The following is a 13413-nucleotide window of genomic DNA, read 5'->3' on the forward strand; positions in this document are numbered from 1 at the left end:
AAGCCTATCCTAACATTTTATTAAAAATGAGATAATTTTTTTCAGATATGTTTAGACTTCTTTTGTAATGAATTTAAAAAAACTTTCAAATCATGAAAAAATTATTACTCGGATTATTTTTACTCTGCGGAGTTGGTGCAATTGCACAAGGAACAATTACTGGAAAAGTAATAGACAATGGTTACAATCAACCGCTTGCAGGAGCAGATGTGTTGATTAAAGGAACTGAAATTGGCTCTATGACCGATTTTGATGGTAATTTTACTCTTACAACCGATTTAAATCAAGGTGTTATACTTATATCTTACGTTGGTTACGAAAGTAAAGAAATTGAATTTAATTTTTCTGATACACAAATAATTAATCTTGGTGAGATAAGGCTTAATCCAGGAAATCAATTAGACGAAATAGTATTAGTAGGAAGAGATGTCCTTGATGTGGCACTTGAACGCGAAACCCCAGTAGCTGTTTCTACGGTAAGATCAAGCTACATACAAGAAAAAATAGGAAATCAAGAATTTCCAGAAATTCTAGAACAAACCCCTTCTGTTTATGTTACTAAACAAGGCGGTGGTTTTGGAGATTCACGTATGACGGTTAGAGGATTTAATCAAGTCAATACTTCTGTAATTATCAACGGACAACCTGTAAATGATATGGAAAATGGTATTGTTTATTGGTCAAACTGGTTAGGCTTAGCAGATGTTGCTGCTGGTGTTCAAGTTCAACGTGGTTTAGGAGCAACTAACTTAGCTATACCTTCTGTAGGTGGTACTGTAAACATTGTGACCAAATCAACTGAAAAGCAAGCTGGTGGAAGAATTCAAACTTTAGTTGGTAATGATAGCTATTTAAAAACACTTGCGTCTTATAATACTGGTTTGGGTAAAAATGGCTGGGCAACAAGCTTACTAATCAGTCGCTGGGAAGGTGATGGTTATATTGATGGCACCAAAGGAGAAGGCTATACCTATTTTGGTTCTGTTGGCTACGCACCAGTAGATAGCGATCATGCTATAAACATAACCTTTACTGGTGCTGGACAATGGCATCACCAAAGAACTTCTATGATAAGCCTTAGAGATTACTTTAATTTTGGAGGCGATGACTTTAGAAAATTTAATATAGATTGGGGATATTTGAACGGCGAAGAATACTCATTCAGACGCAATTTTTACAATAAACCAATCGCTACTTTAAACTGGGATTGGGATATCAATGACAAACTATCTTTAGCCACAGCACTTTACGGCTCTTGGGGTCGTGGTGGTGGAACTGGTCCAAGAGGTAGAAATTTTGGTATTAATCCTTTTGGACAAGATTTAACCGCATTTATGCAGGATGGAAATACAGATTTTAGAACAAATGAAGGTATTATCGATTTTGATGCTGTTGTGGCTAATAACAAAGCTGGCACGCCTTATCAAGTACAAGGTTCGCCTTATGAAGGATTAATTTTAGGTTCAAATGGCTATAATGATAATGGCGTGAATAGCAATATTGCTATTAGAAGATCTTCAATGAACTCTCATAACTGGTACGGTGCTATTTCTAAATTAAAATATGAAACTGGTAATTGGACTATTGGAGCTGGAGTAGATTTAAGATATTACGAAGGGTTTCACTATAGAGTGGTTAACGATTTGTTAGGTTTGGACGGATATTTTAGCACAGGCAATCAAAATCTTAGCGAGGGTTTAATTATCACCGAAACTATTGATGCAAAACCATTTAAAGACACTGGTCTTAAATATGATAAAATTGATTATTACAACGTTGGTATAGTCAAATGGTCAGGTTTCAACGGAAAATTTGAATATAAAAAAGACAACAAATATTCGGCTATTATTCAATATGGTATTTCAAACCAAAACTATCAAAGAGAAGACTACTTTGATGAACCAAATAATATCATTAGCGATGACGAAAATAAATTAGGTGGTTACGTCAAAGGTGGTGCAAATTACAATATTGATGATGTGCATAATGTTTTCTTTAATGCTGGTTATATATCACGTCAACCATTTTTTGATGCTATTTTTCCAAACTTTGCAAATGAAGTAAATCAAGATGCTGAAAATGAAACTATCACGTCATTTGAAGTTGGTTATGGTTATACTACATCTGAATTAAAAATCAATTTAAACCTATACAACACTTTGTGGAGTGATAGATTTTTCACCACGAGTTTTGATTTCTTAAATGGTCAGTCTGGTACAGCTCAATTTTCAAATGTTGAACAATTGCACCAAGGTGTTGAATTAGAAGTTTTTTATAAACCCATCACAGATTTAATGGTGTCAGGTATGCTTTCAGTTGGTGATTGGAGATATAAAGATAATGTAGAATCAAGAGTATTTGATGAAAATAATAATTTTGTTCCTGAAGCCTCATCTACTTTGTATCTCGAGGATGTTAAAGTTGGTAATGCTGCTCAGACCACTCTTTGCTCTAATGGTAGATTATGAAATAACCAATGCTTTAGGTGTTGATGCTGGTTTGAGATATTTTGATAATTTATATGCAGATTTTGCACCAAATGACCAAGAATTTTTAAATCCAGATAACAAAGGTGCAGTTGAGCTTCCAAACTATACCGTAGTTGACGCTGGAATAGATTATCGCTTTTCATTTGACAAATCAGATTTATTTCTCAGATTAAACGTTAACAATATTTTTGATGAAGAATATATCTCTGAATCATTAACAAACATCCATACTGATAGTAATACTGAAAACACTTATCAAGGAGTAGATTATAGAAACTCTGTTAATTGGGGTTTTGGTACAACTTGGAATTTCTCTGTTAGCTATAATTTTTAAATAGATGAGTTAAGCCAATCTGTAACATATTGCTTTAAACCCTGTCAACTTTGGCAGGGTTTTTTGTTTTGAAGTTCTTTTAATATAGTTTGCCTAACCTTTTGATTAAGCAATCTTTTATCTTGAATACTAAATCCTTGTGTCTCTATAAACTCTAAAACTTTAGCACGTAAAACACCCGGTTTGCCACTAAAAAATTTATAAGAAAATTTAGCTTTATTATCATAAAAAACAATCGGTACAATGGGAATTTGATGATTGATAGCCAAGCGAAACGCACCATCTTTAAACCTGTCTAAAACAATAGACATATCATCTGGCACGCCACCTTCAGGAAAAATACAAACACTCAAGCCCTTTTCTAAACGCTCTTTTGCTTGTTGAAAAACCGCATGGCGACTTTTGCTATCTTGCCTATCAACCAAAATACAAGTGCGTTTATAAAAAAAACCAAACAATGGATATTTTGCTAATTCTTTTTTGCCAACAAACACAAAAGGATTTTTAGAAACATACAACATCATCATAATATCTATCATACTAGTGTGATTTGATACCAATAAATAACTTTTGTCTTTTTCCATTGTCTCTAAAAACTGAACTTTGGGTACAAAACCCATTCCAAATAAATTGATAACCGCCCATGTCTTTGCTACTTTAAAAAAGAATCCATACCATTCTTCCCTTAAAGTTGAAATCAATAAAAAAGGAAAGAGAATAATAATACTAAAAAGCATCAGCACATAAAACCAAATGCGCCAAAACAATCTCAATATGTTAAACAAAATTTTCATCAAGTCCAAAATTACATAAATCCTTAGATACAGATAAACAAAAGATTTATCTTTGAAAAAAATTGATTTTTATGTCACGTATTTTAACTGGAATACAAAGTACAGGAACTCCACATCTCGGCAATCTTCTCGGGGCAATTTTACCTGCCATTGAAATGGCAAACAACCCTAAAAATGACTCTTTTTTATTTATAGCCGATTTACATTCGCTCACCCAAATAAAAGATGCCAAAACTCTAAAAAATAATACTTTACACACCGCAAGAACTTGGTTGGCTTTTGGTCTTAACCCAGAAAAAACAGTGTTTTACAGACAAAGCCAAGTGGCACAAGTTACTGAATTGACTTGGTATCTCAACTGTTTTTTTCCCTATCAACGCTTGACTTTAGCCCACTCTTTTAAAGACAAATCAGATCGGCTTGAAGATGTCAATTCTGGGTTGTTTACCTATCCTATGTTGATGGTCGCTGATATTTTGCTATATGATGCCGATATTGTTCCCGTTGGTAAAGACCAATTGCAACACATTGAAATGACGAGAGACGTCGCACAGCGTTTTCATGCTAAACTTGGTGAAACATTTGTATTACCTCAGCCCAAAATACAAAAAAACACTCAACTCATTATTGGAACAGATGGCGAAAAAATGAGTAAATCAAAACAAAATATCATCAATATTTTTGACAATGATAAAAAGCTTCGCAAAACCATTATGAGTATTAAAACGGACAGCACACCATTAGAAGAACCTAAAGATCCTGATACTTGTATTGTTTTTAATCTCTATAAATGCATTGCTTCAGATGATAAAATCTCTGAAATGAAAGCCAATTATCTTAACGGCGGTTTTGGATACGGTCATGCAAAGACAGCTTTGTTTGAAGAAATTAAAGACAGATTTAAAACCGAAAGAGAAACCTTTCAACATTTAATCCAAAATCCAGAGAAAATTGAAGAAACCTTACAAGCAGGTGAAGCAAAAGCTAGAGTTGTAGCAAACGAAGTTTTAGCTCGTGTGAGACAAAAATTAGGTTATCAATCATAAGAAAAACAGCTATTTTAGAAACGATTAGTGCAAACTTCTTAAATTTTGTAAAACCCCTATAAAACTAAAACACAATCTTTTTCAAGCGTTTCTGAATACTCTTTTTATAATCATGCGGATAAGTGCGTTCGCCCATAAAAACATCGGTCATGGCGTCAGCGAGATGTTGACCAAATTGTTTAAGCATTAAATTTCTGAGGGTTTTATTTTCATAAAATAATTTAGCCAACTTTACGCCTGTTTTTAATTCTAGAAGTAGTTTTTCATCGAGTTTGTCATGGTAGTTCTTCTCTGCTTGTCTTAGGTCTAAATTGCTTTCTGCAATAGCCTTAGCAACAATTTTACCACTGTAAATAGCATTGGAAATCCCTTCTGCAGTAACAGGATCGGCAAAACCAGCAAGATCACCAATGAGAAAAACATTTTGCTTGACAAATCCATCTTTTCGAGGGCTAATAGGGATAATAAAACCGTGAGCAGAAGACGAGATAATGTTTTTGATACCAATAAAATCAACATACTGATGGTAATTTTCACGGAGTTTTGGATTCTTTTTGGTTTTCATAAAATTACCCACACCAACCGATAAGTGATTTTTTTTAGGAAAACACCAACCATAACCTAAAGGTACAACATCAATATCAAATCGTGCAGAATGAGATAAACGCTCAAAATCTTCATCACTGACTTCTAATTCATATTCAAGTGCTGGACACATCATACGGGTTTCTTGCCAGTTAGATAGTTTAGCGGTTGGGCTTAACGCCCCATCTCTTGCAACGACAAACTTGGCTTGAATTTCTTTAGTTGAGGTTTTTAATGTTGCAATTTCACCACATTTCAATTCTTTTAAAGCTTCAGTTTGTAATAGTTCAACTCCAAATTCTTGAGCTTTTTTTACTATGAGGTGATCAAAGGAATCCCGCATAATCATCGTAATAATTGGCTTGTCTCTTTTGGTTTTAAAACTAAGATTCTTACCAGCAAAGGCTATGTCAATATCAACAAATTCTCTTTCTACGACTTCAGAGATGTCAAAAGGCAGATTTTTACGACCCCGAAACACAAAACCACCACCACAAGTTTTGTAGCGGGGTAAAGTTTCCTTTTCAATAATAATGGTTTTCAAACCTAATTTTGCAGCGTGAAAAGCAGCAAGACTCGCTCCAGATGGACCACTACCTATGACTGCAACATCATATCTCATGTTATAAAATTTGCAGATAAATTTAAATATAAATTTTAAACAGCAACTTTTCCTTTAATATGCGGATGTGGATTATAGTTTATCAACTCAAAATCTTCAAATGTAAAATCAAAAATAGAGTTTACCTCTGGATTGATTTTCATCTCTGGCAATGGTCTAAAATCTCTTGAAAGTTGCAACTTGACTTGCTCAAAATGGTTTTGATAAATATGGGCATCGCCAAAAGTATGTATAAAATCGCCGTAACCTAAATCGCAAACCTGTGCAATCATCATAGTTAAAAGTGCATAAGACGCGATATTAAAAGGCACGCCAAGAAAAATATCAGCACTGCGTTGATAAAGTTGGCAAGACAATTTTCTTTCGGCTACATAAAATTGAAAAAATGCATGACATGGCGGTAAAGCGGCTTTGCCATTAGCTACGTTGTCTGCAAAGCTTTTTGATGTATCAGGCAAAACACTCGGATTCCAAGCTGAAACTATCATCCGGCGGCTGTTAGGATTGTTATTAATGCTTTGGATAACTTCTGAAAGTTGATCGATGCTTTCGCTATTCCAGTTGCGCCATTGATGACCGTAAACTGGGTATAAATCTCCGTTTTCATCAGCCCATTCGTTCCAAATTCGCACGCCATTGTCTTGAAGATACTTAATATTGGTATCGCCTTTGATAAACCACAATAATTCGTGAATTATGGACTTTAAATGGATTTTTTTAGTGGTCACTAAAGGAAAACCTTCGTTTAAATTGAAACGCATTTGATAGCCAAAAACACTTCTTGTGCCTGTGCCAGTTCGGTCTCCTTTGTCAGTGCCGTTTTCTAAAACGTGTTTAATCAAGTCGTGATATTGTTTCATACTAATATTATCTTTCAGCCAATATTAAATCTTTAGAATACAAGGTTCTATTTGATGCATTAAACTCATACTTTATTTTTAATTTTAAGTTATATAAGTCTAATATTTTCCAGCTTTTAGCAAAAAATTTTTCATTTTCTTTAATAATTTCAAATGAAATACCAAAATGATGAGCAAGTTCTGTAATCTTTGGATTATTGGATGGTGATAGGCAAAATGATCTTTGAGATGTATTCAAATTATTGATATTGTAAGTTTTGCACTCTAAATAATTTAACCTCTCATTATCATCATAAAAGGATATATCAGGATAACCCGTAGATTGTTTTATTCCACTCTGCGTAATTGGAGTATCAGCTTGATAGCCAATTTTTATAAGAGCTTCTTTAACAAAAGGTTCAATTTTATTTCCTACTTCATTTGCTCTGTTACTATCAATACCTATTTTATTTACCATTTCTAACACTAAATCAGCAACTTTAACAAGGTTTACTAACAAGATTTTATCATTTTTGTCCTCATGATTGAATTTTTTTACTTTATAGCCTGTTATGCTTTCAACAACAGGACTAAATTCAACTTCATCCAAGGGTTTTAACATTTCGGTTATAGGTTTTTTTAATTCAATCGAAGCCATATTTATTTTTTAAAAATTACTACACGATTAGAATTAGTACCTTTAGAGTTATTGTCAACGCCCCAAATGTTTGCGGTTTTAGTAAAAACCTGTTCGTTTATTAATATACAAACGGGTCTGAAATTCGCTTTTATGCCGAGAGGAACGACGTATTCATCTAATCTTATCTTTCCATTTCTAATTTCTCCAACTTCAAAAGCAACATGACCTCCAGGTTTTGTAATTCTGTAAAGTTCATGAAAAACATTTTGCATTTTATCACACCAATCTTCAATTTTTTTAGACATGGTAATCTTTCTCTCAACTTCATTATAGTCAATACCATTAAACCAAGCTCGCATCCAATTGTCTTTTGCATATTGTATAACATCCAAAAATGGTGGTGAAGTTACTGTTAAAGATACTTTATTTTCTGGTATTTCGTAAGTTTGAGAAGCATCTTTATTTAAAAAAACTGCTTTTTTGGAAGCTAAATTAAGATTTTGTATTTGATGTTGGTTTAAATCTCTAAGCAAAGATTTTGATTTTTTTAGAATGATTTGTTTAGCATTCCTATAATCTGGTGTTTGTTGTTTTTTATCATTTATTTTTATTTGTCTTTCTCTTGAAACAGCCTGATTTGGTGGCATGGTATAAACTGAAAAGAAACCTTTAGAATGCCCAGTCAATCGGTTGGCAGCAACCATCCTGATCCATTTATCATATTTATTTAAAGTTTGTTGGCTTTCTTTTTCTAAAATAAAAGCTCTTAAATTACACAATTCTTTAAGAGTTTTTTCATGAAAGAACATGTCTAAATCATAGTTAGTGTCTATGTCTTTCTCGAAATCTATTTTGTTTAAATACATCTCAAGCTCCTGAAGATTAGGTATTTGCAATCTTGATTCTGTAAAAATTTGACTTAAAGGATTAACATCATTACCTATTATGTTTCTTCCCAGTAAAGCGGCTTCAATTGCAGTGGTTCCTCGTCCTAAAAATGGGTCATAAACAAAATCACCTTTATAGGTTAAGTTTTCAATAAAAAACTTGGGCAGTTGAGGTTTAAAACACGCTCTGTAGGACACTTCATGTATGCTATTAGCTTGTCTTTGTTTGGCTGTCCAAAACTCGTTTGTATATTTTTTAATAGGTATTCCGTCAATATAAATTGTAGAACAAATAGTTTTGGTTTCATCTTCAAATAAATCAAATGACTTTTTTAACTGAAAATTTTCTACAATTTCTGTAAACATAATTCTGATTTACTTCAAATTTAATAAAATTTCAATCTTCTTCACTTTCTATCACATTAATATGTGGCTCTTTCAATGTTTCCTTGTTGGCAATATTGCGTTCTAAAGACAAGAGTAAAGAAGGCAAAAGCAATAAATTAGAAAGCATAGCAAACAACAAAGTAGCCGAGACTAAGCCACCTAAAGCAACAGTGCCACCAAAACTGCTTATCATAAACACCGAAAATCCAAAATACAGAACAATTGAAGTATAAAACATACTCACTGTGGTTTCTCTGAGTGCTGAATAAACCGAGCGTTTAATTTTCCAATTTCTGGCTTTGAGTTCTTGTCGATATTTAGCGAGAAAATGTATAGTGTCATCTACGCTTATTCCAAAAGCAATACTAAATACCAAAATCGTAGAAGGTTTGATTGGAATATTAAGAAATCCCATCATTCCTGCCGTCATTAAAAGTGGTAAAATATTTGGAATAAGTGAGATTAAAATCATTCTAAACGATCTAAACATCCAAGCCATAAATATGGCGATAAGCAAAACTGCAAGCGACAAAGACACGACAAGATTTTTCACCAAATAGTCTGTGCCTTTCTGAAAAGTTAAAGCTTTACCTGTCATACTGACGTTGTAGCGATCTTCTGGAAATATTTTTTGGATTTTGGGATAGATTTGGGCTTCGATTTGTTCCATCCTATCGGTGCCAATATCTTTCATAAACACTGTCAACCGTGCATATTGACCAGTAGAATCAACATAAGCGTTGAGATTGCCGTTTGATTGAAAGTTTTTAAAATATGGCAACATAAAATTTTGCTCTTGTCGTGTTGGCAATTGGTAATATTTAGGTTTGCCGTTATAAAAAGCCTGTTTAGCGTATTTAGCTATATTGACTACAGATAGCGATTTTGACAATTCAGGAAATTCTTCTAAAGCTTGTCCTAATCGGTCTATGCGTTTTAAGGTTGAAAGTTTAGAAACGCCGTTTTCTCGCTTTGTATCAATTAAAAATTCTAAAGGCATGATACCGTTGAACTCTTGTTCAAAAAAACGGACGTCTTTTATAAATTCAGCTTTTTGTGGCATATCTTCAAGCAAGCTTCCCGAAACTTTTATAAAATAAATACCTATAAAACTCATTATCATAAACCCAATTGCTGTAAAGTAAATCGTAATGCGTCTATGACGCACCATAAACTCTATCCAATTGACAAATCCTTCTATCCATTTTTTACCCAAATGTTTAAGATGTTTGTCTTTTGGCGGTGCCATATAACTATAAATAATTGGGATGATCAGCAAACTCAAAATAAAAATAGATATGATATTGATAGATGCAACTACGCCAAATTCTTTTAGCAATTCACTCTGTGTAAAAATAAAAGTAGCAAAACCCGAAGCTGTGGTCACGTTGGTCATCAAAGTGGCATTTCCAATTTTAGCAATGACGCGTTGAAGCGATTTGGCTTGGTTGCCGTGTCGCTTGATTTCTTGTTGGTATTTATTGATGAGAAATATACAATTGGGTATGCCAATCACAATAATTAATGGCGGAATAATGGCGGTTAACACTGTGATTTCATAACGCATTAAACCAATAAATCCAAACGCCCAAATCACACCGATGATGACCGTTAACATTGAAATGAAAGTGGCTCGAAACGAACGAAAGAAAAAATAAAAAATAAAAGAAGTGACCAAAAGTGTCGCTATGACAAACCACTTGATCTCATCAACTATATTTTGAGCGTTAAGAGTTCGCACATAAGGCATACCAGACACATAAACTTTGATATCAGTGTTTTCTGAAAAATTTTTTATTAACGGCACAAATTTCTCAAGCACAAAATCTTTTCTGATTTTAGTGTTTACGATAGAGTCTTCAAGATAAACCGCGGTTTGAATAGTCTTCGTCTTTGAATTATACACCAAACCTTCATAAAATGGCAATGAGTCAAATACAAAATGTTTAAAATCATCTAAGTTTTCTTTAGTGTAATTTTTAGTTTTAAGAATTTTTTGAAACTCAAATCTTTTCGGTTCAGAAAACTTTTTAAGATTTTGAAGATCTGTGATATCAATCACACTCTTAATTTCACTAAACTGCCTAATGGTGTCAGAAAGTTGATCCCATTCTTTGAATTTTTTTGGCGTGAACAGTGCTGAGTCTTGAGTGGCAATAACAATAATGTTGCCTTCATCTCCAAATTTTTCTAAAAAAGATTGGTATTCAAGATTCATCGGATGCTTATCGGGTAGCAAATTGGCTTCAGTAAAAGAAAAGCCAATGTATTTCCACTGAGTAATCAAAAAGGCAGAAACGCCGATTATCAAAGTAATAAACACAATTCTGTTACGAAGAATTGTCCCAGCTATGGTATTCCAAAACCCAAAACTAAAAAGTTTTTGCATCTGCTTGAAAGCTTAAAAAATGACAAAGGTATAAAACCAAAAATATTAAATGGCAAGACATCAATTAAAGCTTTAGATTAAATGTAAATTTAAAAGCAATATTATCATCAAAGTTTGGCAAATGGTATGCACCATAACGGTAAGCAAAGCTCAAACCAAAGCCCCAAAATATTTTATTGAGCTCTATGCCAGCTTCTGAATATCCTTTGTCTAAAGTGTTAAAATCTACACCGAGATGTTTCTCTTGGTTGCTAAAATCACCTATGGCGTGTCTTGAAATCAAAACCATTTCAGGTCTGAAAGTATCGGATATTTTAAAAGGTGCTAAAGTATGTTTGATGTGTAAACTAGCCAAACGTGTGCTAAAAAATTCGCTAAAAAACATGGTTTCAAAACTCTTAACACCTGCTACAGAAAACCGACCTAAAATTTTGTCATCGTTAGGTGCATTTGGATAAGCGTGAAAAGAATGCGTAAGTGGCACATCACCAAAGGCATAATTTCCTTCTAAGACAAATTCTGTGTAGCTATTGTTTAAATGCTCATAAATGTATTGACCTTTTAAATTGAGTTTGGTAAAACTTAAATCGCCACCAAAAGTGTTACCAAAATACTGTTCTACTTGTCCTGAAATAACAGGATATTGTTCTTTGACATTGATGAAGTTGTTATCAAATTTTAAAAATCGACTTCGTGGCGACCATCTTAAACTCACCATTGCTCGAGTCAAATCATAAGATTGTATAGCAATATTGCCATTAAGAAAGGCATAGTTTTCTGTTTGAAAAATTCTATCGTATGCAATTTTAAATTCAGATAATAGTTTTGGACTTAATCGTCTTTGAAGACTTAATGAAGTGGTTTTTTCCTTGTAGAAAAAAATGATGTTAACTAATCTCGGTTCAAACAAAGAATACACGCGTTCATCAGTAAGATAAATATTGCTACCTACTTCTCTCACATCATCTGTGTATTCAGCATTTAGCCATGTATTGGTATCTCTGTCAAGCAAAAAACCTGTATTGATACCAAATTTAATTTTCTTGTCTTTTGTGCCGTAAGCGACATAGCCACCAACTCTAAATTGGTCTGAAAATTCTTCGTTAGTCAAACCACCAATACCTAAACGCAAACCTTCAAAATTATTAATCTTAATCAATGTTTTTAAGTCGGTTTTCCATTTAAAAATCGGAAAAAAACCATCATTAACATTTTCGAGTTTTTTAATTCTCGAAATGGTATTTTGGCGTTTTAATGTTTGAGCAGTACCTTTAAAAAACAGACTGTCTTTTGGAGTTAAAGGTAATTTTCTGTGTGATTCCCAATATTGTGTATCGCGTTTGTGAGCGTTGTCTTCTACCAGAATATCATAATTTTCGGTATCCAGCTCGTCAGGCTCAAAATTATAGTTATAAAATATAGATTTTGAAAAAAGCTGATTGTTTTGATCGTCTTTGGCAATGCTTCGGCTATGAAGCGTTCCTATATCAACATTAGTTCCAAAAAGACTCACAGATTTGCCACCTTCTCCTGGTGTCATTTCAACCAATATTTCTTGAGTTAACCAAAGGTTTTTGGCAGAGTTTTTTTGAAAATTTTGATGTAAATTCAATTTTATTTCATCGTTTTTATTGACGTAAATTTTTGATAAAGCGTAATTATTGTCAATCTGCATCACGCCTTGTAAAAGCCGATCCGTATTGTTGAGTTTCGGACTAAATTTGATGTAATAAAATTTTTCAGTTTTATGGATCAATTCATAACGATAAGCTCTCAAATTATCAGGATGTAAAGGCGAAGCATAATCAATTTCAAAAATGACATAATCTTTGTCATACCAATTGATATCGTGCATTCTATGACTTAATATTTTAAGCACAGGCTTGTCAAAACCTTGATTTTTTTGAGCTATAATGCGTTCTCTGATTTTATGCTGGTCGATTAAAAATTCTGAAGTGCGTTCAGAAAACAAATTTTCATTGGATGTCGAATTTCGAATACTATCTCTTTTAATCAAAGTGCGGTTGTAGCGTTTAAATGCTATTTTGTCTAAACTTTTGAAAGGATTGTTGGTGCTGTCATTTTCAAAAACTTCAGCAATAATCTGGTCAGCGTTGTTTTGATTGACTTCTGATTTTTGTAAAGTAACTTGCAATTGAAAGTGCTCTAATGTTCTAGGTTGATAACCCAAAGCATAAATCTTCAAATTTTTAGGTTGTTTATCAAAACTCAATTGCCCCAAAGGATTTGAAAACACAACCGTATCTGATGTGATAGCAACTGCAAAAGCAACGGGTTCAGCATTTTGATTGACTAAATTGACAGAAACGGTTTCTTGTGCTATAAGCTTAGACAACAAACAGCATTGCAATAATATCGCAAACACTAATCTAACATACAA

10 protein-coding genes are annotated in these 13413 nt (G+C 33.2%); 3 read left to right on the forward strand and 7 right to left on the reverse strand.

The genetic code is table 11. The features are described from left to right. Positions 1–92: 92 nt before the first annotated feature. Together IGB25_RS08695 and IGB25_RS14910 are read left to right on the forward strand one after the other, a co-directional pair. Positions 93–2468 (forward strand): TonB-dependent receptor, encoded by a 2376-nt coding sequence (locus tag IGB25_RS08695; RefSeq protein WP_247653463.1) that lies wholly within the window; start codon positions 93–95, stop codon positions 2466–2468. Continuing rightward, positions 2455–2823: a TonB-dependent receptor gene (locus IGB25_RS14910; protein ID WP_247653464.1), complete on the forward strand. Its 369-nt coding sequence runs from the start codon at positions 2455–2457 to the stop codon at positions 2821–2823. Before IGB25_RS08695 ends, IGB25_RS14910 begins: the two co-directional genes overlap by 14 nt. A gap of 44 nt (positions 2824–2867) precedes the next feature. Here IGB25_RS14910 and IGB25_RS08700 read toward each other — a convergent pair whose 3' ends face one another. Then, positions 2868–3590: a lysophospholipid acyltransferase family protein gene (locus tag IGB25_RS08700; protein ID WP_371815882.1), complete on the reverse strand. Its 723-nt coding sequence runs from the start codon at positions 3588–3590 to the stop codon at positions 2868–2870. A gap of 98 nt (positions 3591–3688) precedes the next feature. On the opposite strand from IGB25_RS08700, the gene trpS reads away from it, so the two are divergent. Continuing rightward, on the forward strand, positions 3689–4663 hold the full coding sequence (gene trpS, locus IGB25_RS08705) for a tryptophan--tRNA ligase (protein ID WP_211064668.1): 975 nt from the start codon (positions 3689–3691) through the stop codon (positions 4661–4663). A gap of 64 nt (positions 4664–4727) precedes the next feature. Here the strand turns inward: trpS and IGB25_RS08710 are convergent, their stop codons facing one another. The 6 genes from IGB25_RS08710 to IGB25_RS08735 form a co-directional block, all read right to left on the reverse strand. Continuing rightward, positions 4728–5870 (reverse strand): geranylgeranyl reductase family protein, encoded by a 1143-nt coding sequence (locus tag IGB25_RS08710; protein WP_211064669.1) that lies wholly within the window; start codon positions 5868–5870, stop codon positions 4728–4730. 35 nt (positions 5871–5905) lie between these two features. Next, the gene (locus IGB25_RS08715; RefSeq protein WP_211064670.1) at positions 5906–6730 is read right to left on the reverse strand and encodes a thymidylate synthase; all 825 of its coding nucleotides are present in this window, start codon (positions 6728–6730) and stop codon (positions 5906–5908) included. Between the two features lie 7 nt (positions 6731–6737). Then, positions 6738–7367 (reverse strand): hypothetical protein, encoded by a 630-nt coding sequence (locus IGB25_RS08720; protein ID WP_211064671.1) that lies wholly within the window; start codon positions 7365–7367, stop codon positions 6738–6740. Positions 7368–7369: 2 nt separating this feature from the next. Next, positions 7370–8602: a DNA methyltransferase gene (locus IGB25_RS08725; RefSeq protein ID WP_211064672.1), complete on the reverse strand. Its 1233-nt coding sequence runs from the start codon at positions 8600–8602 to the stop codon at positions 7370–7372. Between the two features lie 31 nt (positions 8603–8633). Continuing rightward, positions 8634–11012 (reverse strand): RND family transporter, encoded by a 2379-nt coding sequence (locus IGB25_RS08730; protein ID WP_211064673.1) that lies wholly within the window; start codon positions 11010–11012, stop codon positions 8634–8636. A 64-nt stretch (positions 11013–11076) separates the two neighbouring features. Next, entirely contained in the window at positions 11077–13368 is a 2292-nt protein-coding gene (locus IGB25_RS08735) for a DUF5686 family protein (RefSeq protein WP_211064674.1), read from the reverse strand. Positions 13369–13413 lie beyond the last annotated feature (45 nt).

Source organism: Flavobacterium sp. CS20, assembly GCF_018080005.1.
In the GTDB taxonomy this organism is placed as follows: domain Bacteria; phylum Bacteroidota; class Bacteroidia; order Flavobacteriales; family Flavobacteriaceae; genus Psychroflexus.